The organism is candidate division KSB1 bacterium (assembly GCA_034506255.1).
Classification (GTDB): domain Bacteria; phylum Zhuqueibacterota; class Zhuqueibacteria; order Zhuqueibacterales; family Zhuqueibacteraceae; genus Coneutiohabitans; species Coneutiohabitans thermophilus.
Genome location: JAPDPX010000016.1, coordinates 1 through 24,076, shown reverse-complemented (window position 1 = coordinate 24,076; position 24,076 = coordinate 1). Strand labels below are relative to the sequence as shown.

General features: G+C 60.5%; 16 protein-coding genes and 1 pseudogene. 13 read left to right on the top strand and 4 right to left on the bottom strand.

Annotated elements, in window-relative coordinates; all coding sequences use genetic code 11:
* Positions 1-2: 2 nt before the first annotated feature.
* Together ONB52_21730 and ONB52_21725 are read right to left on the bottom strand one after the other, a co-directional pair.
* A complete protein-coding gene (locus ONB52_21730; GenBank protein ID MDZ7418753.1) occupies positions 3-455 on the bottom strand; it encodes a M67 family metallopeptidase in 453 nt (150 codons plus the stop codon).
* Positions 445-1,401 carry a cysteine synthase family protein gene (locus ONB52_21725; GenBank protein ID MDZ7418752.1) on the bottom strand — a complete coding sequence of 319 codons (957 nt, stop codon included), beginning with the start codon at positions 1,399-1,401 and terminating at the stop codon, positions 445-447. The genes ONB52_21730 and ONB52_21725 overlap by 11 nt, the downstream gene beginning before the upstream one ends.
* A 966-nt stretch (positions 1,402-2,367) precedes the next feature.
* Here ONB52_21725 and ONB52_21720 point away from each other — a divergent pair.
* Both ONB52_21720 and ONB52_21715 read left to right on the top strand, forming a co-directional pair.
* Positions 2,368-3,303 carry a DMT family transporter gene (locus tag ONB52_21720; protein ID MDZ7418751.1) on the top strand — a complete coding sequence of 312 codons (936 nt, stop codon included), beginning with the start codon at positions 2,368-2,370 and terminating at the stop codon, positions 3,301-3,303.
* Between the two features lie 46 nt (positions 3,304-3,349).
* Entirely contained in the window at positions 3,350-4,084 is a 735-nt protein-coding gene (locus ONB52_21715; protein ID MDZ7418750.1) for a hypothetical protein, read from the top strand.
* Positions 4,085-4,096: 12 nt separating this feature from the next.
* Here the strand turns inward: ONB52_21715 and ONB52_21710 are convergent, their stop codons facing one another.
* Complete coding sequence (locus tag ONB52_21710) at positions 4,097-4,438, bottom strand: MGMT family protein (protein MDZ7418749.1); 342 nt, start codon at positions 4,436-4,438, stop codon at positions 4,097-4,099.
* A 317-nt stretch (positions 4,439-4,755) separates the two neighbouring features.
* On the opposite strand from ONB52_21710, the gene ONB52_21705 reads away from it, so the two are divergent.
* Positions 4,756-7,854 carry an alpha-amylase family glycosyl hydrolase gene (locus ONB52_21705; GenBank protein ID MDZ7418748.1) on the top strand — a complete coding sequence of 1,033 codons (3,099 nt, stop codon included), beginning with the start codon at positions 4,756-4,758 and terminating at the stop codon, positions 7,852-7,854.
* Between the two features lie 282 nt (positions 7,855-8,136).
* Here the strand turns inward: ONB52_21705 and ONB52_21700 are convergent, their stop codons facing one another.
* Positions 8,137-10,446 (bottom strand): hypothetical protein, encoded by a 2,310-nt coding sequence (locus tag ONB52_21700; GenBank protein ID MDZ7418747.1) that lies wholly within the window; start codon positions 10,444-10,446, stop codon positions 8,137-8,139.
* Positions 10,447-11,712: 1,266 nt separating this feature from the next.
* Between ONB52_21700 and ONB52_21695 the strand changes: the two genes are divergently transcribed.
* The 10 genes and pseudogenes from ONB52_21695 (at position 11,713) to ONB52_21650 (ending at position 23,884) form a co-directional block, all read left to right on the top strand.
* Positions 11,713-12,963 (top strand): DEAD/DEAH box helicase, encoded by a 1,251-nt coding sequence (locus tag ONB52_21695; GenBank protein ID MDZ7418746.1) that lies wholly within the window; start codon positions 11,713-11,715, stop codon positions 12,961-12,963.
* Between the two features lie 50 nt (positions 12,964-13,013).
* A complete protein-coding gene (locus ONB52_21690; protein ID MDZ7418745.1) occupies positions 13,014-13,316 on the top strand; it encodes an RNA-binding protein in 303 nt (100 codons plus the stop codon).
* A gap of 61 nt (positions 13,317-13,377) precedes the next feature.
* The gene (locus tag ONB52_21685) at positions 13,378-13,671 is read left to right on the top strand and encodes a hypothetical protein (protein ID MDZ7418744.1); all 294 of its coding nucleotides are present in this window, start codon (positions 13,378-13,380) and stop codon (positions 13,669-13,671) included.
* A gap of 1,102 nt (positions 13,672-14,773) precedes the next feature.
* Entirely contained in the window at positions 14,774-15,922 is a 1,149-nt protein-coding gene (locus ONB52_21680; protein MDZ7418743.1) for a M4 family metallopeptidase, read from the top strand.
* Positions 15,923-16,005: 83 nt separating this feature from the next.
* Complete coding sequence (locus ONB52_21675) at positions 16,006-16,314, top strand: hypothetical protein (protein ID MDZ7418742.1); 309 nt, start codon at positions 16,006-16,008, stop codon at positions 16,312-16,314.
* Between the two features lie 37 nt (positions 16,315-16,351).
* On the top strand, positions 16,352-17,062 hold the full coding sequence (locus tag ONB52_21670) for a hypothetical protein (protein ID MDZ7418741.1): 711 nt from the start codon (positions 16,352-16,354) through the stop codon (positions 17,060-17,062).
* A gap of 113 nt (positions 17,063-17,175) precedes the next feature.
* Entirely contained in the window at positions 17,176-19,584 is a 2,409-nt protein-coding gene (locus tag ONB52_21665; GenBank protein ID MDZ7418740.1) for a carbohydrate binding family 9 domain-containing protein, read from the top strand.
* A 220-nt stretch (positions 19,585-19,804) separates the two neighbouring features.
* Entirely contained in the window at positions 19,805-21,841 is a 2,037-nt protein-coding gene (locus ONB52_21660) for an oligopeptide transporter, OPT family (GenBank protein ID MDZ7418739.1), read from the top strand.
* Between the two features lie 373 nt (positions 21,842-22,214).
* The gene (locus tag ONB52_21655) at positions 22,215-22,880 is read left to right on the top strand and encodes a DUF4433 domain-containing protein (GenBank protein ID MDZ7418738.1); all 666 of its coding nucleotides are present in this window, start codon (positions 22,215-22,217) and stop codon (positions 22,878-22,880) included.
* A pseudogene (locus ONB52_21650) lies at positions 22,877-23,884 on the top strand (macro domain-containing protein). The gene ONB52_21655 and the pseudogene ONB52_21650 overlap by 4 nt, the downstream one beginning before the upstream one ends.
* The last annotated feature ends 192 nt before the right edge of the window (positions 23,885-24,076 follow it).

Sequence of the window (24,076 nt, the reverse complement as noted above, 5' to 3'; positions counted from 1 at the left end):
GACTATTCTCCTGATGAGGGTTTCGTTTCCATGGTCACGCGTTGAAAGGCAGCGCCCTCCTGGTGCAACCGCCACAAACTCGCGTCGAGAAAGCGCGCTTGCCCAACTGCCAGAATCAGCCATAGGCCGTGATCCGAGCGTTCGACAGCAAAGCGCAAATCGGTCGGCGAGGGCTGCCGGCGGCCGTTGGGATGAGAATGATAATGCCCGAGAATTTCCCAGCCCGCGGCATCGGCGGCGCGATAGGCGCGCAGTTGTTCGACGGCGTCAAACTCAAAGCCCTGCTCCGGCTGGCGGCTGGCATTGCGCAGTGCCTGTGCGCTCACGATGTGCCAGCCTGCCTCGGTGCGCCTGCCGAGCAGCAGGCCGCAACATTCCTGTGGGAAAGCCGCTTCCGCCTGCTGCCCCAGGGCAGCCAGGACTTCCGCTGCGATGACGGCTTTTTCACGCTTCATGCCAAAAACTCTCCTCGAGATAACGGTGCCCGCCGTCCGGGAAAATGGTCGCGATCACACCGTGCGTGATTCCCCCGGCCACGCGGCGCGCGGCCGCCAGCGCGGCACCGCTGGAGAGGCCGATGAGCCAGCCGTGGCGTCGCGCCACGTCCCGCACCAGCTCCTGGGCCTCCTCGGTGGCAATGGCGAGATGGTCATCGGCCAGATGGGGATCGTAGATGGCCGGCACGATGGCCGTGGGCATGTGTTTCAAACCCTCCAGGCCATGCAGCGGCGAATCCGGCTGCAGCGCGATCAGGCGAATGGCGGGGTTGAACTGGCGCAAGCAGCGGCCGGTGCCAACAAAAGTGCCGCTGGTGCCCAGACCTGCGATGAAATGCGTCAGCCGGCCGTGCGTCTGCTGCCACAACTCGGGGGCGGTGGTGTGGAAATGTGCCCGCCAGTTCTCCGGATTGTCGTATTGGTTGATGTAAAAATAACGCGACGGGGCTTCGGCCTGCAGGGCGCGCGCCACGCGCAGGGCGCCGTCGGAGCCTTCACTCGCACTGGTCCAGATCACCTCCGCGCCGTAGGCCGCCAGCAGATTCTTCTGATGGCGGCTCACATTTTCCGGCACCACCAGGCGGACGCGCAAGTGCAACGCCGCGCCGAAAAGCGCATAGGCCACGCCGGTATTGCCCGAGGTGGAGTCCAGCAAAATTTTTTCGCACGTGAGCTGGCCGCGGCGCCGCGCCACCTGGATCATCCGGCTGGCGGCACGGTCCTTGACCGAGCGCCCGGGATTTTGCCATTCTGCTTTTGCGAAAATCTTGACGCGGCGATGCGGCGAGTAAGTCGACAAATCAAGCAACGGGGTATTGCCGACCAGGGCAAAAACGGAACGCGCAGAGGCACATTCTGACGCACCATCACGGCGGCGCACTGCAACAGCAATTCGCTTCGGCATGAGCAAGGGCCTCCTTTGCCGGTCCGGCCAGGGGTGGACCCGCGCAGGTGATGATGAGAGGAGATGTCTGTTATGGGATGCTGAAGAAGGCGGGGAGGCCGCGGCACCTGCCAGGGCAGGCCGGAAAATCGCGGGGCAGGTCGAGGTTACCGCATGACGGCGCCTCCCCGCCGGCGACACAAGCAGCGCCAGCAGGGAAAAGAGGAAAGCGAATTTTGCATCAAAAGAATCATGGTCGATATCGTCACAAATGTGCTGCCAAGATAAGCGCACGCGCTTACAAATGCAAGACGTATTTGCGCCGCCCGGTAATCCCTCAGTGGCGTGCGGAATAGCGCCGGCATGCTTGTCTAATGCTGCCAATTTTTTTAGAAAGGCAAAACACCTGTTTCTATCGTGAAAGCGCCGGGGCTGCGGCGAACTGTGCCTTGCCATAAAAAGCTGCTGCCACGAAATGGCCTGCCGGCAGACAGGAGGTCTGTGCTGCGAATACTTTTGTAGTAGACCCTTCAGGGTCGGTGCCTGAAGGCACGACTCATTTTCATTCTGATGACTGCCACGCGCGGCATGGCAATTACCACGAAAGCTGCAGGAATGCCACGCCAAGCCGGGCCAGATCAACTAGGGGACTGAACCGTTGCTGTTTTTCGAAACGCCAGGGCGCGGTGTCACCAAGCCACAAAGGAAAACCTCGCGGGGTTGCTGGCGGCCCGGCCTTCCAGCGACTTTGCATTTGTTTGCCACAAAATTGCCTGCCGGCACTTTTTCAGAGGCACCTGCTGCCAACCTTGACTCCACCACCGGCCATTGTTATATTGCCCGGCAATTCCGGACACAACGATTCCTCCGCGCACGACGCGGACTGCATGTGCACCCTCGTGATTGCCCGCTGCTCTCCCAAACACGAGAACCGGCGTTGCGGCTACCGCGTTTATGCCGGCTTTTGAAAGGAGCTGTTCCACCCGCGTGAAACACTCGCTAACGGCGGAGCGCGGTCGCGTTTCGCAGCCCATCGCCCGCTCCGACTCCGCCGCCCATGCCACGGAGCTGCTGCTGTTGCTGGTCATTATGATTTGGGGAACGAACTACGCGATCATCAAAGCCAGTCTGCGCCAGTTCTCCCCGCTTGCTTTCAATGCTGTGCGCTTTGTGCTCTCCAGCGCCCTGCTCTTGCTGCTGGCGCGTCGGCGCCGCCTCGACTTGCGCGTGCCCCGGCAGCAGGCCGCGCAGATTGCCGGCTTGAGCCTGCTCTGCATCACGCTCTATCAGATTTTTTTCATCGAAGGCATCGCACGCACGACTTCCGCCAACTCGGCGATGATTCTCGCGGCCTCACCCGCGCTGGTGGTGGTGGCCAGCCATGTCACTGGCGGAGAACGCATGCGCCTGCCAGCCATGCTCGGCGTTGGCCTGGCTTTCCTCGGACTCGTCAGTGTCATCGGTGGCGGCGAGCAGGGTTTGGAGTTCTCCAACAGCAACCTCCGGGGCGATTTGCTCACGCTGGCGGCGGTGCTGTGCTGGTCGGCCTATACCGTGCTGGCGCAACCAACCTTCCAGCGCTTCTCGCCGCTGAAGCTCACGGTGTTGTCGCACCTGTATGGGACGGCGCCCATGCTGCTCTGGAGTGGCCCGGCACTCTGTCGGCAGGACTGGCTGGCCATCGATGGCCTCGGCTGGCTGGGCGTGTGTTATTCCGGCATCTTTTCCATCGCACTTTCCTACGTGATTTGGAATCACAGCATCGCCCGCCTGGGCGCCAGCCAGACGGCGATCTACTCCAACTTCGTGCCGGTGGTGGCCGTGCTCACCGGTGTTCTGTTTTTGGGCGAGCGCATGACGTTGTCGCAGGCTTTCGGTGCCCTCGCTGTCATCGCCGGCATCATGCTGGCGCGGCGGCCGTGAGCCGGCATGGGCGCGCCGCCGTTGAACCGTATGCAAGGGAAACCCCATGATGACGAAAGCAGCGCTGCATTTGGTAATCGCCGCGGCTCTGTCAGCCGCCGCGCCGGTCAGCCTCGCACAACCGCAGGCGGACGACGCGCGTGAGCTGGCCCGGCAGGTGATGAACGCCCTGGGTGGCATCCAAAACTGGGAAAAAACCACCGAGCTGGCTTTCGATTTTGTCGTCAGCAGTGAAGGCACGGAAGTGACCCGCCGCCATCACGTGTGGAATCGCCGTACCAATGGCTATCTTCTCTCCTGGAATGACAGCCGCAACGGCAGCGCCTACCGCCTGGCGTTCGACAACATTTATCAGAAAACCGGCACGGTGTCGATCGATGGCCGGACGCCGGCGGACTCCACCGTCCGACAGATGCTCGAGCGCGGCTATGCGCTGTTCATCAACGACACCTACTGGCTGATCATGCCATTCAAGCTGTTCGATCCCGGCGTCAACCTCCGGGAAATGCCGGCGGAAAAGAGCGAGGGCAAGCGTGTGCGGGTGTTGCATCTGTCGTTCGCGGGTGTGGGTCTGACGCCGGGCGATCAGTACTGGCTCGCCATCGATCCCGTCAGTTTTCGTATTCAAAGCTGGCGCTACCAACTGGAGAGCGGGCGTGAAGGCGGCTATTTCTGGCAGGATTACAAAGCTTTCGGCGCGGTGACGCTTTCGCTGCGACGGGTTTCGCATGACGGCAAGCGCGTGATTTGGTTCGACCGGGTGCAGGTGAAGAGCGAGTGACATCCGCGGCTTTCACCGGCGTGGCCGAACCGGCCGCGGCCGCCATTGAAAGCGTTCGAGATCGATGACCTCACCCCTGCCGAACGCCACGCCCTCGCGGCGCAGCAACTCACGCTGCCGTTCGTAACCCTGCAGGTGAGGCAGCGCAATCCTGCCGAAGCGGTTGATGACGCGATGCCACGGCAGCCGTTCCTTTTCCGCCGAGGAATGTAAAATCCAGGCGACTTGCCGGGCGGCCCGCGGCCTGCCGGCAAGCGCGGCGATTTGGCCATAGGTGGCCACTTTGCCGCGTGGAATCTTCCTGAGCCGTTGCTTGACGCGTGCCGTGAAGGAGACGGGGCCGGATTTCGGCATGGTTGCACTCGAGTTCATGCGCTGCGACGGGCGGGGAATGCAGTGTGGCGCAACGACCGGGCCGTTGCTGCAAACGCATCATCAGAATTGCCGGCGCCCGGGCGCTTCTTCATAAACCGGATCATTTTTATTTCGACGTGCGCCGGCTTTGGGGCGGAGCGCCGGGACGCTTTGTCTGGACACCAATCATACTCCCGCGGGTTTTGCATCAAGCGCCGGAACAGCCCTGCTGCGGCGTGTCCGTTCCGACCTTGTCCAGAGCGAGCGCGTGGTTTGCTGCACGCATGTTGGCATGCCAAATCCTTTCGGAGGAACTCATGTGCCGTTTACGTTTGCCCGTTTTGACCGCCGTGCTTCTGCTGCTGCTGTCGCCCGCCGGCCGCGCCCAATCCGACAGCGTCGATGTCTTCTTCTACTACAAACCCACCGGCAATCCCAGCGTGGTTTTTCTTCCCGGCGAATTCAACAACTGGGGGCCCAACAGCAGTGGCGTGATTGCACCCAACGCGCCTTCCCGCATGACCTTCAATGCCGCAGCCGGCCGCTGGGAAAAGACCGTGCGGTTGCGTGTGGGCGGACCGGCGAGTGGCGGGCGTGTGCCGGGCGCCTATCAGTACAAATTCAACGAAAACGGCACCAGCTCGGGCTGGCGGTCGGATCCGCTCAATCCGCGGCAGAATCCCTCCGACTTCAACAATTCGATCCTTTATGTCAAAAGCCCGACGATTCACTACCTCCTGCCGAACGCGGTTGCCGGCGTGGTCAAGGCGCGCCTGCCGCGCATCACCGCCTACATTTTTCCCTCGCGCCAGCATGCCCTCGATCCCGCCAGCCTGCGCCTGGAGATTGACGGCACCGCCTACACCAATCTCGAATCCTTCTACGATCCCAACAACAAACTGTTGAGCTTCACGCCCGCCACCCCGCTCAGCAACGGCCGGCACACGCTGAAACTCTCGGTGCGCAACACCGCCGGCAGTCTCACCACCGACAGCACGACTTTCGAAGTGCTGGGCGATGTCGTGCAGATTCTGACGCAGCCGGCGACCACGCGCAAGGCAAGCTGGCGCGTGCGCGGGGAAGTCTACCAACCCGATGGCTCCCTCGACCACGCGCTCAGCAGCGGCGTGCTGTACCAGAATGAACTCCGTTGGCGGGTGAGCATGAACGCCGGCAAGTTCGACACCACGCTGGCGTTGCTGGAAGGTGACAACAGTTTCCGCTTTGAGGCCGCACCCGGCGGGGTGGTGCACCTCTCCTCGCCGGTGTTGATCAAGCGGCTTGTCGATCACCGTCCCGTGGCGGTGATCACCTTTGACACCAGCCGCAGCGACCTGCGGCTGCAGGCTTTTCAAAGCACGGATCCGGATCCCGGCCAGGCGGCGCTGTTGCAATTCACCTGGCAGGAAGATGCTGACAATCCGGCGCTGCTTGGCGTCAACGGCCAAAGCGGCGCGGTGGTGACAGTGAACCGGCCGCGGCTGCCGGGGGAATATTTCTTCACGCTCACCGCGCGCGACCCTGACGGCAATCAGGATTGGAGCCGGCAGTTCGTCACCGTCGCACCCTCCGGCGAAATCACCCTCAACACGGCCCGCAACAACCCCGCCTGGGTGCGCCAGGCCCGCATCTACATCATGTTCTTCAAAGGCCTCACCGCCGCCGGCACCATCAAGGCCGCCCTGCCGTTTCTCGAAAGGATCAAAGCCCTCGGTTTCAGCGTGCTCTGGGTTCTGCCGGTGATGGACAACGCCTTTCCCATCGACAATCGCTACGGCATCGGCTACAACATCGTGGACTTTTACAACGTCGCACCGGAATATGGCAGCAATCAGGACTTCAAAGATTTCATCGTGCGCGCCCATGAGTTGGGCCTGAAAGTCATTCTCGATTTTACGCCCAATCACAGCAGCCGCTTCCATCCCTTTGCCGAGCATGCGCGGCTGCACGGCATTGATTCCCCCTACTGGCCGTTTTATCAGCACAGCAACATTCCGCACAACACCAACGGCCTGGGGCAGTCGGCTGATGCCTTCGGCTTCTACTACTACAGCGGTTTCAGCGAGCAGTTGCTGAACTGGGACTGGAGCGACCTCGATGCCCGCAGCTACATGCTCGAGGTGATGCAGCACTGGCTGCTGGAATTCAACCTGGATGGCTACCGCCTGGATGTTTACTGGGGGCCGCATCGCCGCTACGGCGAGACCTTGTTCGACCGGCCGCTGCGCGCCGCGCTCAAGAAAATCAAACCCGACCTCCTGCTGCTCGGCGAAGACGACGGCACCGGCCCGGGCACCGAAGTGATTTACGCCGATCGCGACGGCGGGGTCGACGCCGCCTATGACTTCAAGCTCTATTTCAACCAGATTCGCAGTTTCGGCTTCAGCGCCACGGCCGTCAACAATCTGCACAATGAACTGCTCAACGGCGAGTTCTATCCCGGCACCAACTCCCACTATTTCCGTTTCATGGAAACACAGGATGAAGATCGCATCACCTACCGCTATGATTCCTTCGAGAAAACCATGCCGATGGCGAGCGTGCTTTTCACCGCGCCCGGCCTGCCCGGCATCATGCAGGGGCAGGAGGTGGGCTACGGCAAAGGCCTCCCCGGCGACGAGGAAGACCGCGTGCGGCGGGTGGTGGATTTCAACTTCAGCGGCCGCGCCCTGCTGCTGCCTCATTATCAAAAGCTCGCGCACATCCGCGCACAATTCCCCGCCTTTCACCAGCACAAGCAGGATACCAACCGCGATTTCAACGTCAACAGTAGTGATGAGCCGGACTTCATTCGCGTGAACACCGGCGACGGCCTGGTGTATGCCTTCGCACGACCCTATCCCGATCACAACGGCCTGACCGTGGTCAATTTCGCGGCAGCGCAGAAATCCGTAACCCTGGATTTGACCGCCGCCAATTTGCTCAAATTCACCGGCGGTCTGCTGGCCGGCGGGACGTATTACCTCAATGATCTCTACAACGATACGCAGCAAACCGTCTCCGGCGCGGCATTGGCCGCGGTGAACGTGACGCTGCCCGCCTCCGGCACGGCCATTTTCGTGATTTCAAAAGAGGCGGAGCGCGTGCAATTGCCGCCCATCACTTCGGTGGTGGAGAATCCCGGCGGCGATTGGCCCGCGGTGTTTGCCCTGTCCCAGAACTATCCCAACCCGTTCAATCCCGCGACCAAGATCGTTTATGATCTTCCGCAAGCCGGGCATGTGACCATCCGCATTTTCGACGTGCTGGGCCGCGAAGTCGTGACCCTGTTCGACGGCTGGCAGCCGGCGGGGCGGCACAGTTTGCTGTGGCAGGGCAGGGATGCCGCCGGCCATCCTGCAGGCAGCGGCATTTATCTGCTGCGGGTGGAGGCCGGTGAAAACATGGCTGTGAAAAAGATGTTGCTGGCAAAATAGTAACAAATGTCCCGGACGGTGGCGACCGCGCCTGTCTGCATGAAAATACACCGGCGCAGACTGTCCGCCGGCAGGCAGACAAGAGGGCGGTGCGGCATTTTCATCGTGCTGGCGGCCCAAGCGGACAGGCACAGCCACACGGCAAAAAACGATCACGCCCGCGAAATTTTGCTCCGCAGGCCTTCGGTCTCGAGCGGCCTGGCGGAAAACATCGGCAGCATCTTCATGCCACCGCCCGGGCGGTGGCACGGGTTGCGCCGCTGAGACATGCGACTCCTCCCGTCACTCAGCCGGCGCTGCCAGACCGTGGCGATACCACCGCGCCACTACTTGCTCCGCCGGTTTGTTGTTGGGTGTGAATTGCGTGTCTTGCGGCCCGCCCTGCGTGAGATCGCTCGGCCACTTCCACCAGTAAAGGCCGCGGCACCAAAACTTGCCGGCGAGTGCCTGCAACACGGCTTCATAACAGCGCGCCTGATCCGTCAAATTCAGCGGCCGGCCGCGACCATCGGCATGCGGCTGCCGCCAGGGCGCAGCCGTGCTGGTGAACCCCACCTCGGTGAACAACACCGGCTTGCGAAAACGCCGGGCCACAGCGGCGACCTTCTCCATCACGGCCGTGGCGCCGGCTGCGAGATCGGCATCGCTGGCGTTCTCCTTTTCACTGAGCGGGTAGTAACAGTTGAGACCGATATAATCGAGCGCATCCCAGAAACGGATATTTTCGAACTCCTCCCCCCAATTGGCGGCATAGACCAGCTCGCCGCTGTAGAGCTGTCGGAGGCGGGCAATCAACGCACGCCATTCCTGCTCATGGCCGAGCGTGGTCTGTGACAGCTCCACGCCCAGGCAGAGTCTTTCCATGCCGTACATCTCCGCCAGCAGGGCATAGTGGCGGATCCAGCGATAATAAAAATCGAAAAAGCGCTGCCAGTCTTGTGGCGTGGTCATTTTGATGTCACCCGGCCAACCGCCGTGTCCCACCCAGATATGCGGTTTGAGCATGACCGCCATGCCCAGTTGCTGCGCCGTGCGTGCGGCATGGATCACGCTTTCATCGTTTTCACTGCCGGCGCTGCGCCAGAAGCGGAAAAACTCGGGCCGCTGCGGATCTGTGATCGCAGCAAAGGGCGTGAGCGACACGGCATTCACGCCCAGCTCCGCCAGCCTGGCGAGCGCGGCATCGGAGCGGCGCGAGAGATAGCCGTTGAAGATTTGATAACCTTCGTGGGCGTGGCAGAAGCCTTTTTGGAAGACATCTGCCCGGGGAAAACGCGCCCGATCCTCGGCGATTTGCGCGCGAAAGTTTTGCGCCAGTCGTTCGAGGTAAGCGCGCCATTGCCGATCAAGACGCTCGACTTCCGCCGCCGCCGGCGACCAGTGAGTGTAGTTTGCCAGAAATTTTTCGCGGCCCCAATGCTGAATGAGAAAATCGACAAAAGCCGCGGCCAGCGGCGCCATGAGCAGACAAGATTCGCGCTCGAAACTGGCGTTGTCGAGCATCTCGGCCAGCGCCGGCACATTGCCGGAGAGATGAAGCCGGCCGGCCCAATACGCATGCCCGCGGCCGCGCCAGTTGTCCGTGAAGGAGAGGCGCAGACCGGTTGCCAGCAGCGTGTGCCGGGGCAGACCCAGCGAGCGTGCGATCACCAAATCCGCTTCACAGCCTTCCGTCTCCCCGCGCACCCAGGAATTGACCGTGACATGCACCGCCTGGCGTGCCTGATCGCAATGCGCGATTTCCGTGTTGCCGGTGATCAGCCCCTTGATTTCAAAACTGGGATAGAGATGATAATCCAGACGCGTGCCGGCGGAGGGATTGCCGAGAAACGCAGAAAGACGTTGCAGGTGCCGCTCGCGCTCTGCGGCAAACGCTTCCAGCCCGGCGGCCGGCAACACCTCACCGTGGAGGTGGAAGCGAAAATGTTCGGTGACCTTCGCCAGGCGCGTTTCCGCGGCAAAGTCGTGGTGACCGGCGGGATCAAAGGCCCAGCGCCGGCCGGCGGCTTGTGAGAAGTTGCCGAACACAAGACATTCGCCCTCACGCAAGAGGCGATAATCGCCGCCGGGGCGAAAAAACTCGGAACGCAGCACCGCTTCATCACGATTGCCGGCCAACAGCAGCAGGGGCTGTTGCGGATTCTCCGGGTTGGGATAAAACAGTGCGATGAGATCACCGGGCTCGCGATAAACCTTGCCCAAAAACTGAAAGCTGTCATGGTGAAATTGCACCGGCAGCCGGGGGGAGAAATGCGCCAGCCAGGAATTGGAGGCGAGGGTGCCGGCAAGATAAACGGGCTGGGCGGCCAGCTCCGCGCGCGTCACTTCGCGATCGCTTTTGATGATGACTTGCAACCGGCGCATGCGCTTTTGGTATGCGGCGGCCCGGGCGCGGTATTGCGCCACCAGCTCCGGCCGCCCTGTGCCGTAGACAAAAAGCAGCCTCCGGCCGGAAAAGAGCGCGTCCAGAATTTGCTCGCGCGCGGGCCAGTGGCGGGGATCCTGCCATTGGCGTGGCGCATTGCCCAGGTAGTAAAAACTGGAAAGCAGGATGACCAGGGCAAAAATTTGACTCGGGCGAATGGTCTTCATGGCAAATTACGGTATCAGACGAAGGGCAGCGTTAAGTTGGCACCTCCACCCACCAGAGGTCACGCTGTAAGAATCTCCCCACAAAAATGCCGTAGCGCAGGCTTCCAGCCTGCCCGCAGACAAGAGGTCTGCGCTACATTTTCATCGTGATGGGTGTACAAATACAGATGTCAAATTCCCCCCTGGAATGAATGACAGTTTTGAGTTGTGCAGCGGATTTTAGAGCTTGACACTGTGGCACCAAGGTGCCGGTTGGCGGCCGTTTTTCACGCGCAAAGAATCATTTTCGGAAACGAAAAGCAACTGCAATTCCACGAGCCGGGGCCGTGCCTTTCTCCAAGCGCGACACGCGGTGCGGCGGAGAGCGACGCATACCGGAGGGTAATGCCTCAGTTGCGTGTTGGGACTTGGCACAGCGCTCTTCTCCAATGTCACTAATTTTTCACCCTGAATTTTGCACTCAGATTGATCCCGTCAGCGGGGAACGCCGATTTGATCCCGACGGTCAACCACTTTGATCTGCCGTAGCCTGGCCGTGGCATTCCTGCAGAGAGCTTCCGCCGGATCGCAAGATAAAGCCACGGTCAAACCGCAGCGGAACGGTTATTCTTTGCGCAACCCGCGGCTGCGCATCCCTGCATGTTTTGGTTTTTGAATTTTATCGCTGCGAAAAAGTTGGCAGCATGGGGCTTCTCGTCTGCAGGCAGGGTTGCCTGCGGTGCTCCGCACATTACTGAAGGATTACGCCGGCGGGATTATACGCTCACGGCAGATTTGCCGGGGACCGGCTTTTGTCACGCGCCGTGCGACCTCACCGGCTGTGGCAGTGAGCAGCATGCCCGCCTGTGACAAATTGAAAATAATTTATAATCGTGCTTGTTTTCGGCGAAAGTTATTCGTATGTTGACCCCGCGTATCACAAACGGGCTGCACAGGGCGAAGATACAAGATTCGCCCGGGAGCGGCGGCAAAAAGTTGATACGTGACACAGGTGGTGATGAGCCCCGGTTGTTCTCAATCCGCGCGTGATCCCACCACAAACATTCAGTGGTTATTGCCGAAATTCTTCGCATTCATCTCTTCTGTGCGGCTGCCTGCCGCACCGCCTCCCCTGCCCTGCTGCCGTTGGCATCGGTGGAAGAAATCAAGAGCTGACTTGAAGACAAAGAGATTCCCGGGCCACGGTAACATTTCTCCCTGCAATCGCTTCCGGAAGAGAGTGATCTCTTTGCACTTTCCCGCTGCGACCCATTTTCAAGGACCATCATGTCGTTTCACCGTTTCGGCCTGCATGCCGATCTGCTGAAAGCACTCGATCAGTTGGGCTATCATGAGCCGACGCCCATTCAGGAACAGGCCATCCCCCTTGCCCTCCGCGGCCGGGATCTCATCGGCTGCGCGCAAACCGGCACCGGCAAGACCGCAGCCTTTGCCCTGCCGATTTTGAACCGGCTGCACCCCATCCTGAGCGGCAGGATTCGCGCGCTGATTCTCACGCCCACACGCGAGCTGGCGGCGCAGATCAACGAAGTCATGCAGGGGCTGATGCAATACACCAAACTTTATACGGCCGCCATCTACGGCGGGGTCGGGCTGGCGCCGCAACAGCGCGCCTTGCGCCTGGCCACCGACGTGATCGTGGCCACGCCCGGCCGGCTGCTGGATCACATGAAGAGCGGCGTGGGCCGCTTCGACGGCCTGGAGGTGCTGGTGCTCGACGAGGCCGATCGCATGCTGGACATGGGCTTTCTGCCCGACGTCAACCGCATCATTGCCCGTCTGCCGCCGCAGCGCCAGACCATGATGTTTTCCGCCACCATGCCCCGGGAGATTCTCGAACTCAGCCGCAAAATTCTGCGCGACCCGGCCACCGTGCAAGTCGGCCGGCAGGCGGCGCCGGCGGCAGGCGTGAGCCAGGCTGCTTATCCGGTGCCGGGCCATCTCAAGACCGAGCTGCTGCTGGCGTTGCTGCAGCAGCACGAGATGGAGTCAGTGTTGATTTTCACGCGCACCAAGGATCGCACGGTGCGCCTGGCGCTCCGCCTGAAGGACAGCGGCTTCCAGGCCGCGATGATTCACGGCGACCGCACGCAAGGCCAGCGACTGGCTGCGCTCGCAGGATTCCGCGACCGTGTCTATCGCATCCTGGTGGCCACCGACATTGCCGCGCGCGGCCTGGATATCGACGGCATTTCGCATGTGATCAATTTCGACGTCCCGGTGACGCCGGAGGATTACGTGCATCGCATCGGTCGCACCGCCCGCGCGCAAGCCGTGGGCGAGGCGCTCACCCTGGTCACACCGGCGGAGGAAAATGCCCTGGCTGCCATTCAACATTTGATCAAGGTCAAAATCCCGCGCCACACCCTGGCGGATTTTGACTACAGCCGGCCGTCTTCCGCCACCGCCGAACCGCGCGAACGCCGGCCGCGCAGTTTTCATGCGCGGGTTCCTGCCCGGCGCCACGGCGGTCCGGCCGCCGGCCGGACGCGCAGCCGACGTTTTGCTTTCAATTAGTCATCACTCACACTCATGCTGTTCACATTTAATTTCAGGATGGTTTTCCCATGAAAATTTTCGTTGGCAACCTCTCGCGCCGCGTCACCTCCGATGCCCTGCAACAAATGTTCGAGACCTTCGGGCAGGTGACCTCGGCCGAAGTCATCAAGGACAGATTCAGCGGCGAGTCCAAGGGCTTTGGTTTCGTGGAAATGCCCGCCAAAAGCGAAGCCGAAGCCGCCATGTCCAGCTTGAACGGCCGTGATCTGGATGGCAAAGCGCTGAACGTCAATGAGGCCCGGCCGCGCAATAATGAGCGGCGCAGCAGCGGCGGTTTCGAGCGCCGTGGCGGCGGACGCCGCTCCTGGTAAGCCTGGCACAGGAAAAATTCAGGATTGCCGGCGGTTGCATGCAACGGCCGGCAATCCTGTCATGAAACAAAAGCCCGCGCAATCACTGCCCTCTGGATTCCTCCGCCGTCCCCTTGATTCCTCCGAAAATGCCGTAGCGCAGGCTTCCAGCCTGCAGGCAGACAAGATGTCTGCGCTACATTTTCATCGTGATGGGTGTCCCGCGAGCGGCATGGACATTCCTCCGAAAATGCCGTGGCACAGCATTCCAGCCCGCAGGCAGACAGAAAATCTGCGCAACGTTGTCAGTGTGCCGGATGGGCGCACGCATGACAATGATGCCCCCCCCCAAATCCCGACCACGAAGATTTTTTGAAGCGCCAGGCCGCCAAGTACACAAAGCAATACCAGCCCGGTGTTCTTCCCGACTTCGCGGTTCAAGTTTGTTACGATCTGAATTTTGCAGCAAAGGGCACAGTTAATTGTGATCGGTTGTGCACTCTGACTAACCCCGCCAGGGGTGCAATGTTTGTAGTCAATTCCAAGTTACCACCATTCTCAAACTCCGCAGGAGTGACATGTCGCACTTCGTTGATACACGCCTCGATTATTTGGCGAGAAGCACATTTCACTCCGACGGAGTTTTCAAAACCTAAACAGCGCACTGCTGCTATAAACATCCCACTTCCAGCGGAGTTAAAAGCAAAGCCAGCTGTGCAAAAAATTTTTTGCAACACCCACTGGGTGAATCAAAACAATTTCTGAACCGCTTGAATTGCGATTTTAGCCAATTCAGTGCAAAATTCAGGTACGAAAAGGCCTGCAGGCAGGCTGGAAGCCCAATGCTGCCAACTTTTTCGAAACGATAAAATCCCAAAAGCCAGAACACGCCAGGACGCGAAGCCGCAGGGGTTTCGCAAAGGATCAACGTTCCGCCACGGTTCGACCGTGGCCTGCTCTTGCGATCCTGCGGATGCTCTCTGCCGGAATGCCACGGCCAAGCCGTGACCGATCAGAAAGGGCACGGTACCGTCACCGCGAAGGTTTTCGAACCACGCAATCCACCAAGAGCACGAGGGGAAACCTGGCGGTCTGTGTGATTTTTGTGGTGCGGAGCATCGCCATGCTTGTGATCCCGCAAGCATCTACTCCGGCACAGAATCTTCTCTGCAATCGGCGGTTCCCCCCCAAAGCCGGGGAGAGACTGGCAGCATGACCCAGCGGGCAGAGGCGCTTATTCCAAACCCCAATGACGGGAGATGCCGGGTGTCGGAGCCGCACAGCCCGGTTGCGACGGATCGAGCTGGCAGGACGGGCAGTTGCCGGGCAGATCACAACTCCCCAAATTGGCGATTGACTTTCTGCGGTTTTGTTGTAAGTTGAGGCCGATTGCGACGATACTGCCGGCGGCGTTAACAAGACGTGTCCGCCGATAATGCAAGCTCGAACCGCTTACTCTTCCTGAAAAGGCAAGGTCCATGCATCAGCACACTCGCGGCAACCGGATGCAATGCATCGTGCCGCCACACCTGCTCAAGCGCATCGCGGAGCACGGCACGCCGGCACAGCAACAATGGGCGCGACGCACGCTGGAAGTCTCCGAACAATTCCGCAGCCAGCGTCAGACGCTGACCGAGCATGTCACCCTCGCCAAATTGGCGCGTGCGGAACAACTGGAGCGCGTGGTGTATGACGCGCGCCACGGCAAGTCCCTGCCCGGCCAGAAGGTGCGCCGTGAGGGGGAACCCGCAAGCGGCGATCCGGCGGTGGATGAAGCCTATGAGGGCGCGGGCGCGACGTATCAACTGTTCAAAGAAGTCTACGGCCGCGATTCCATCGACGGCAACGGTCTGCGCTTGACTTCCACGGTGCATTACGACCAGGGCTATGACAATGCCTTCTGGAACGGCGAGCAAATGGTCTATGGCGACGGGGATGAGGATCTGCCGGTGGCCGAGCGTCTGTTCAACCGCTTCACCATTGCGGTGGACATCATCGCCCACGAGCTGACGCATGGCGTCACCCAGCATGAGGCACGGCTGGTGTATTGGGAGCAGGCCGGCGCGCTCAACGAATCCTTCTCCGACGTGTTCGGCGCATTGGTCAAGCAACGCCAGCGCCATCAAACCGCGGCCGAGGCCGACTGGCTCATTGGCCAGGGCCTGCTTACTGCCAACGTCAACGGCGTGGCGCTGCGCTCGATGAAAGCGCCGGGCACGGCTTACCACGATCCCGTGCTGGGTGAGGATCCACAGCCGGCCCACATGAGCGCCTACCGGAACGTCGACTATGACAACGGTGGCGTGCATATCAACTCCGGCATTCCCAATCATGCGTTCTACGTCGTCGCGCGCGAGCTGGGCGGCCATGCCTGGGAAAAAGCCGGCCGCATCTGGTATGTCACGTTGCGCGACAAACTCGCCACGCGCTCCGATTTTCAGGAGGCGGCCAATCTCACTTATCAGGTGGCCGGCGAGCTTTTTGGCAGGGGCAGCCTGGAGCAGCAGGCGGTGCGCACCGGCTGGGCGGAAGTGGGCCTCACCATCGCCGAGCCGGGTGGCGGCGGCGGCAACAAGGGCTGCCTGCTGGTGCCGGTGAGTGTGCTGACTGCGGCGCTCCGGCGCTGAAAGAACAAAGATGCCACACCCGGCAATGTTGACATGCCGCCACGACTTGGCAAGCCGGGAGAATCTGACAACGGAGGCCGAAAATGCAGATTCACTTTGAACGCAGCGGTGGTTTCATGGGCCGCCGGGTCACGACGGTCATCGATACCGAAACATTGCCGCCCGAGGAAGCACGCGAATGGCAGCAACTGGTCGAGGCCACGGGTTTTTTCGAGCTGCCCAGCCATCTGGAAAATGCCGCGGCCACGGCCGATCAGTTTCATTACCGCTTGCGTGTGATCAACAACGACCGCCAGCACACTTTGGAGACCAGCGAATCCGCGCTGCCGCCTGCGCTCGAGCCTTTGCTCGCGCGGCTGCGCGTGCGCGGCCGGCAGCGGAAATCGGCATGAAGGCAGGGAAGAAGCTCCGCCCTCGCAGGGAGGTGCAATGAGGCAGCATTGCACGGTGCTGCTGCTCACCCTCTGCGTTTCTGCCCGGCCGGTCATGGCGGCAGCCGGCAGTGGCGGCGATTCGCTGCGGGTGGAAATTTTTCACAAACTGCAGGAGCTGGGCGCGGACACGCTGCCCGTGGAATTTCCCCGACACCGGCCCTTCAAATTGTTGCTGCGTGCCCGCGGGCGGGTGCAGAGCCGGCTCACGGTTTTGCAAATCGCCGACAGCCTGGCGGCGCTGCACCGGCTCACCGGGCTGCAATATTATTCCCGGACCGAGAAAAAACACACCACGCTGTTCAAAGTCAGCGCCGTGCTGGCCCATCCAGCCGCGCGTTCGGCTGTGCCTGCGCCCGTCTTTCGCAGCTTGCCTGTTGACACCGCCTTCTATTTTTATCAAATTGACAACCGCCTGGGGCGCGTCATCTACCGCGCGAGCCTGCAGAGTGATGGCACCAGCGTGCGCTTGCTGGCGCAAAACGTCTCGCCGGTGAGCAAATGGGGCTTGCAGTTGGCGGAGATCGGCGACTTTTTCGTGCTGGTCGAGCTGCGCCGGCGGGCACGCGGCGAGTTTGATTTCTGCCTTTGGCAATGGGCGCGCTTGAAGGCCGGCATTCTCGGCACGCTCGTGCACGAAGAATCGTTCGTGCACCGCCTGCGCGCCGTCGCCGGGTTCTATCTCGAGCGGCTGGGGCAAAAGCCATAAACTGGCTGCGTCTTGCGGCAATTGACTGAAATGTGTCGTGCAGGATTCAAATGCCGGTTGCGGGGCCGCCTGCCTGCAAGCGCCACCGGCCGGATGACTTTCCGTGAGGTCGAATGAAGAAAATTGTTCTGCTGCTGCTTGCTGCGGGCATGTTGCCCGGCACCGCTCTCCATGCCGGCGACAACGAACGTTTCGCCATTGCCACGCCCACCACCACGCCACCCCAAATCGACGGCCGCCTCGAGGAAGCGGTCTGGCAAACAGCCACGACCGTCAACGGCTTTCTGCAATACGAGCCGTTCGAAGGCCGGCCTGCAAGCGAGCCAACCGAGATCCGCATTCTGTATGACGCACAGGCCATCTATTTCGGCTGCATGATGTACGATGCCGAACCGGACAAGATCGTCGCCCGCCTGACGCGCCGCGACAACGAAATCGAATCCGATTTCATCTCGATTCGGCTCGACAGCTTTCACGATCAAAAAACCGCCTTCGAGTTCACCGTGCTGGCCTCCGGCGTCAAAATCGACATTCTGCAATACAATGACGGCGCGGAGGAAGACAACTCGTGGGATGCCATCTGGGAGGTCAAAACGCAAATTCTGCACAGCCACGCCCCCTTTGCCGGCAACGGCCGGCCTGCGGGCGGCTGGTCGGCCGAGTTCAAAATCCCCTTCAACATGCTGCGCTACACCCCTGCGGCCGGCGGCGACAACGAGTGGGGCTTCAATGTCATTCGCCGCATCAGCCGCAAGCAGGAAACCTCCTTTTGGGCGCTGGTGCGCAAGAGCCAGAATGGTTTCGTCTCGCATTTTGGGCATTTGCGGCTGCACGGCCGCCTGCCCAATCCCCGGCATGTGGAGCTGCAGCCTTATGCGGTGGCCAAGGGGCAATTTACCAGCCCCGCCTTGCGGCCGCCGGGATCGAATGCGGCTGATTTTCGCAGCGCTGCCGGCTTCGATCTCAAATACGGCCTGACCAGCAATCTCACCATCGATCTCACCGTCAACCCGGATTTTGGCCAGGTGGAAGCCGACCCGGCGGTGCTGAATCTCAGCACGTTCGAGACCTTTTATCCAGAGAAGCGGCCGTTCTTCATCGAGGGGACACAGATTTTGCGCTTCACCACTTTTGGCGGTGACTTCGGGCCGGGCTTGTTTTATTCGCGCCGCATCGGCCGGCCGCTGACCGGCCGCAATGAGGCCGCCACCATTCTGGGGGCCGCCAAACTCACCGGCAAGACCAGCCGCGGCCTGTCCTTTGGCATGTTGCAAGCCGTCACCGATGAAGAACAGGCGCTGATCAGCGAGCCGGCGGCAAGTTACAGCCTGGTCCGTCTGAAACAGGATCTGCTCGACCATTCCACCGTGGGCATGATGGCCACCGCGGTGGCACGCGCGCAGCGTTATCCCGCTTTCACCGGCGGGGTGGATTGGAATCTGCGCTTCCAGCAAAGCCGCTACGTGATCGACGGCTTTTGGGCCGGCTCCCACACCACGCAGGGCGAATCCCGCCGCATCAGCGGTTCCGCCGGCAAATTGCGCTTCGGCAAGGATGGCGGCACCCACTGGCTTTACGCGCTCAGCGGCGATTTCACCACGCGGCATTACAACATCAACGACCTCGGTTTTTTCTTCCGTCCCAATGATTACGGCACGGTGCTGACACTGCGTTACAAAGAGGACCAACCCGGCCGCCTGCTGCGCCAGTGGCATCTCCAAAGCCTGGGGCATCTGCGCTGGAATTTCGACGGCGCCCGCCTCATCAGCGAAACCAGTCTCAGCGCCGTTGCGCAATGGTGGAATTATTGGAACACCGACCTGAGCGTCAAATACGCCTTCAACAACAATGATGATCGTGAGTCGCGTGGCCGCGGCCTGTACCACCAGCCTGATTATCTGATGGTGGAGGGCGGCGTCGCGACCGACCCCCGCCGCTCCCTCATCGCCAGCTTTGCCCAAAACTATCTCCGCGATGCCGGTGGCCACCGCCAGTGGCGGGCCAATCTGCAAATCGAAGTGCGGCCCACCACCTGGGCACAAATCAGCAGCGAGCTGGGCTTTGGTCGCAGCCGCAATCGCACCGCCTGGGTGCCCAATGTGCCGGATTCCCTGTTCCTGCAAAACCCCTACGCCCTTTTCGGCCGGCGTGACACCGAAGAATACAATCTCACACTGCGCAGCAACCTGACTTTCACCCGCGATCTCACCCTGCAGCTCTATGCGCAAACCTTCCTGGCCAAGGGCCATTTCGACAATTTTGCACGGCTGGTTTCACCCACCACGCTCGTGCCCGAGGCATACAACGGCAACCACGATTTCAACAACCGTTCCTTTCATCTCAACCTGGTATGGCGCTGGGAATACCGGCCGGGCAGCACGCTTTACCTGGTGTGGACCCAGGCGCGCCGCGGCGCCCACGATGATTTCTACACCCCGGTGGGCCGGGACTTTCGCGGAACCTTCTCCCTGCCCGCGGAAAATGTGGTGCTGGTGAAGATGAGCTACTGGCTGCAGCCCTAGCGCGAGTCTTGCGCCGTCGCCCCTTCCGCGTCGAAGGCAACTGCCACGAAACCTCATTTGAGACGGGGGATTCTTCTGAGAATTTTTGCACCAGCTCCCTCAGGAGCCCGACGTTCAGAACGAGAGTATTGCATGATGCCAGCCTCGAGGGGTGGCTCATGGCCGCCGCTCTCATGACGCGCCTTTGTTTGACACAACCTGAACCCGAAGGGAGGAAGGAATGCCGGAAAAACCTGGTGAGCAGCCTTATGTTCCCGCAGAAACCTCGCTGCCGGAAATGACGGCCAAGGCGCTCATCCTCGGCCTGGTGATGGCCGCAGTGCTGGGTGCCGCCAATGCCTATCTTGGACTGAAAGCCGGTCAAACCGTGTCCGCGACGTTTCCCGCGGCGGTGATTGCGATTGCGGCGTTTCGCCTGCCGTTCTTTCGCGGCAGCATTCTCGAGCAGAATACCATGCGCATCGCCGCCGCGGTGGGCGAGGCGCTGGTGGCGGGCGCCATTTTCACCGTGCCCGCCTTCGTCATCGTGGAAATGAACGGTGAGCGGCTGTGGACGAGTTTCCGCTACTGGGAAACCTCGCTGATGCTGCTCATCGGCGGGGTGCTGGGCGTGCTCTTCATCATCCTGCTGCGCCGCACGCTCACCGTCGATTCCGACCTGCCCTTCCCGGAGAGCCGCGCCTGCTTTGAAATCGTCAAGGCCGGCCAGCACGGCGAAAGCGGGGCCAAGTACATCTTCGGCGCCATGGGCCTGGGCATGCTGCTGCAAATCTTCAAGGACGGCAAGGGCCTGACCATTTTTCGCGAGAGCTTGGAATGGGTCATCCACCTGCCGCAATCGGTGATTCATCATTTCAGCAGCAACCGCACCCCCATGGGCGAGGTGGCGCACACCGGCGCGTTGCGGCTCGCGACTCCGGCGATTTCGCCGGCGCTCCTGGGCGTGGGTTACATCATCGGCTATGAAGTCGCCGCCATCAACTTCACCGGCGGCGTGCTCGCCTGGCTGGTGTTCATTCCGCTGGCGGTGTTTCTCAATCCGGACCTGCCCGGCCGCCTCATGCTGTCCGGCGCCTCGCCGGAAATGAGCGAGGTCATCTTTTCGATTTGGTACAACCAGGTGCGGCCGATTGCGGTGGGCGCGATGATTGTGGGTGCGATGAAAACCATGTGGGGGCTGCGCGGCGCGCTGCGCGAGGCCTTTCAGCACGCGTTGCGCAAAGGCAGCCGCGTGGCCTCCCCCTCACGGCTGGAACAGGATCTCGATCCCAGGATCATTCTCATTGCCACGGCCGTGCTGGTGATTCCCATGGGCCTGCTCTACTATTATTTCAGCCAAAGTGTCACCGGCGCGATTGTCTCGGCGGTGGTGATGCTGGTGATGGGCTTCCTGCTGTCGGCGGTGGGCGGCTGGCTGGTGGGATTGGTGGGCGGCTCGAATCAACCGGTGTCGGGCTTGACGCTTTCCACGCTGGTGATCGCCGCGCTGCTGATGGTGGCTTTCGGCGTGACCGGGCTGCGCGGCGTGGGCGCGGTGCTCGGCGTGGCCGCGGTGGTGGCGTGCGCCACGGCCATGGCGGGGGACATGATTCAAGACCTCAAGGTCGGCCATTTGCTGGGCGGCACGCCGCGCAAAATGGAGATCACCTGCCTGCTGAGCACGATTGTCGTGGCCTTCGTGCTGGTGGCGCCCATCATGATTTTGCACGAAGGCAATCTCAAAAGCGGCGGCATCGGCATTGGCGACCGCCTGCTGCCGGCGCCGCAAGCCGGCTTGATGGCGCAGCTCGCCAAGGGCATTGTCGGCGGTGAGATGCCGTGGGGCTTGATCATCTTCGGCATGTGCTTCTCCGGCGCGCTGATTTTGCTCAAAGCCCCCTCACCGATGTTGATCGCGGTCGGCATGTATCTGCCCTTCGAAACCACCTTCGCGATTTTCACCGGCGGTTTGATCCGGCTGTTTGTCGATCGCTGGATGGCGGCCAGGCAATTGGCGGCAGGGGCCAAAGAAACTGTGGAGAATACCGGCACGCTCATCGCCTCGGGGTTGATCGCCGGGGAGGCGATCACCGGCGTGCTGCTGGCGGGCCTGGTTTTGGCGTTCGAGGATTTCACCTCGCTCACCCAGGTGCTGTTTGGCGTGGCGGAATTCGACTTTGTCGCCGGCAACGGCGGGGCGTGGATGTCGCTGCTGATGTTCGGCGTCATCGTGTTTGCCCTGGTGGTCATACCGCTGCGCAAGGCACGGGCGGCGTGAGCTGCGGGCGTTGGAATTTTGCAAGCAGGCAGTCACGGCTCCGGGCATTCAGCCAGGATGCCTGCGAAGCATTTGGCCTTGCCTTCGCAATCCCGCAAGATTGTCCGCGAGGTGAAAAGGAAAACAGGATTGACTCCCGGGATTGTTGCAGCGCCGCGGTCTCTTGCCGCAGTCGGTTGCAGCACGCCTGCAGGCTTTCTGAGGTTGTGAAGAATTTCGTAAATGCTGCAGGAACCAGAGATTCACGCTGGCTACCCGCCCACTTGCCGAAAAAACAGATTGGAAAATGCCGTTATATGTGCAATATTTTGACAGAAGTTTAGTTTTCGCCGCAACAGTCCTCAGAAGTCATTTTTATTGAGGAAAGAAAGCCTTGAAACCGGCACCCACTCCCACGACAATTTTAAGGCTGATGCACCAGGACAATCTTCACATCTGTTTGCGGCGAGGTGGAATTTACGCGCCCAACCACACCCCTGCCGACGGGCTGACTTACAAAGTCATTCACAACATGGAAATCCAATCCCGCCGGCAGCGGACCGCAATTCCTTGTGGCCCGGGAGGTACCATCCATGATTACGTCTCGTTCTATTTTGGCTTTCTCTCCCCCATGCTGTTGCAGCTCAAGACGGGGCAGGTGAGAGATTACGCAGAGGGTCAGGAGCCGCTGATTTACCTCATTGCCACGGCACAAGACATTCAGCAGCATGGAACTCGCTTTGTCTTTGCTGATGGACACGGGCTGGCAAGCTTCACGCAATGGTACAATGACCTTCGCGATCTTGACAAGGTTGATTGGACGGCTGTCAACCTGCGCTATTGGGCGGATACGCAGGACGACAAGGACAGACAAAGGCGCAAGCAAGCAGAGTTTCTCATTTATCAGTTCTGTGACTGGTCGTTGATCAGAGAAATTGTGGTGATGAATGCCGGAATCAAAACCAAATCGAGCAGATTCTGCAGCAATACCCGCCGGAGGCTCGGCGGCCGGTCAGGATCAGAAGGGATTGGTACTACTATTGAGAGGCGGCGGCAATGATCAAAATTGTTCAAGGCAACATTGTCGAGGCTGATGCCGAGGCCCTGGTCAACACCGTCAACCGTGTCGGCTACATGGGCAAGGGAATTGCGCTGCAATTCAAGCAGGCTTTCCCAAAGAATTTTGAAGCTTATGCCAAAGCCTGCCGTGCCCACAATGTCAAGCCGGGCGAAATGTTCGTGTTTGAAACGGGGCAATTGCTTGGCCCCAAATACATCATCAACTTTCCCAGCAAACGGCATTGGCGCGGCAAGTCGCGGATTGAAGATATCGAGTCCGGTCTGCACGCGCTCGTTCAAACGGTAAGAAAATTGAATATCAAGACGATCGCGGTCCCGCCACTGGGCTGTGGACTCGGTGGTTTGCAGTGGAGCGTGGTCGAACCGATGATCAGAAAAGCTTTTGCCAATGTGCCCGAAGTTGATCTGCTTTTGTATGTGCCGCATGGTTCACCGCCTCCTGCCAAGATGCCGGTACACACCCCCAGACCGGCGATGACGGCTGCCCGCGCCATGCTCATCAAGCTGATGGCACAATATCTCGAGCTTTCTTATCGAATGACCCTGTTGGAAATCCAAAAGCTTGCTTATTTTCTGCAAGAGGCGGGAGAACCGCTCCGGTTGCGTTATCATGCCGGGCATTACGGACCCTTTGCGCCAAACTTGAACAAAGTGCTTGAACGGCTGGAGGGACATTTCATCCGCGGCTATGGGGACCAGCAGAAGCCGGACGCTGAAATCGCGCTTTTGCCCGGAGTGGTCGAGGAGGCAGAGGAGTTTCTCAGGGAGAATGACGAGTCAAGAGAGCGGCTGGCGAGAGTCGCAGAAATCATCGAAGGTTTTGAAACTCCCTACGGCATGGAATTACTTGCCACCGTCCATTGGGCTGCCCGCCATGCCGAGCCATCCGCGACCGATGAGAGTTCGGCAATATCAGCGGTCTCCAATTGGAATGAACGCAAGAGGCAAAAGTTCAAGGAGGCTCATATTCGAGTGGCCTGGCAGTATCCACCCGGTGAACCCATCTTGAAGCTTGCCGAAGCAAGAGGTATTTTCGAACTTTTTTTAGTGCGCACTTTTGTGGCGACCAGCCGGAAATGGCAACCGAATGGCAATTCAGATAACGGCCCTGTGGCCGGGATAGATCTTCTGAGAAAGGCCCTCTCCGGACAGGGAGCAGTATTGCAGCGAACGAGC

What these genes read in the sequence shown, in the direction of transcription:
- ONB52_21730 (MDZ7418753.1), bottom strand. Translation starts at nt 455, where the DNA reads ATGAAGCGTGAAAAAGCCGTCATCGCAGCGGAAGTCCTGGCTGCCCTG.
- ONB52_21725 (MDZ7418752.1), bottom strand. Translation starts at nt 1,401, where the DNA reads ATGCCGAAGCGAATTGCTGTTGCAGTGCGCCGCCGTGATGGTGCGTCA.
- ONB52_21715 (MDZ7418750.1), top strand. Translation starts at nt 3,350, where the DNA reads ATGATGACGAAAGCAGCGCTGCATTTGGTAATCGCCGCGGCTCTGTCA.
- ONB52_21710 (MDZ7418749.1), bottom strand. Translation starts at nt 4,438, where the DNA reads ATGCCGAAATCCGGCCCCGTCTCCTTCACGGCACGCGTCAAGCAACGG.
- ONB52_21705 (MDZ7418748.1), top strand. Translation starts at nt 4,756, where the DNA reads ATGTGCCGTTTACGTTTGCCCGTTTTGACCGCCGTGCTTCTGCTGCTG.
- ONB52_21700 (MDZ7418747.1), bottom strand. Translation starts at nt 10,446, where the DNA reads ATGAAGACCATTCGCCCGAGTCAAATTTTTGCCCTGGTCATCCTGCTT.
- ONB52_21695 (MDZ7418746.1), top strand. Translation starts at nt 11,713, where the DNA reads ATGTCGTTTCACCGTTTCGGCCTGCATGCCGATCTGCTGAAAGCACTC.
- ONB52_21690 (MDZ7418745.1), top strand. Translation starts at nt 13,014, where the DNA reads ATGAAAATTTTCGTTGGCAACCTCTCGCGCCGCGTCACCTCCGATGCC.
- ONB52_21685 (MDZ7418744.1), top strand. Translation starts at nt 13,378, where the DNA reads ATGAAACAAAAGCCCGCGCAATCACTGCCCTCTGGATTCCTCCGCCGT.
- ONB52_21680 (MDZ7418743.1), top strand. Translation starts at nt 14,774, where the DNA reads ATGCATCAGCACACTCGCGGCAACCGGATGCAATGCATCGTGCCGCCA.
- ONB52_21675 (MDZ7418742.1), top strand. Translation starts at nt 16,006, where the DNA reads ATGCAGATTCACTTTGAACGCAGCGGTGGTTTCATGGGCCGCCGGGTC.
- ONB52_21670 (MDZ7418741.1), top strand. Translation starts at nt 16,352, where the DNA reads ATGAGGCAGCATTGCACGGTGCTGCTGCTCACCCTCTGCGTTTCTGCC.
- ONB52_21665 (MDZ7418740.1), top strand. Translation starts at nt 17,176, where the DNA reads ATGAAGAAAATTGTTCTGCTGCTGCTTGCTGCGGGCATGTTGCCCGGC.
- ONB52_21660 (MDZ7418739.1), top strand. Translation starts at nt 19,805, where the DNA reads ATGCCGGAAAAACCTGGTGAGCAGCCTTATGTTCCCGCAGAAACCTCG.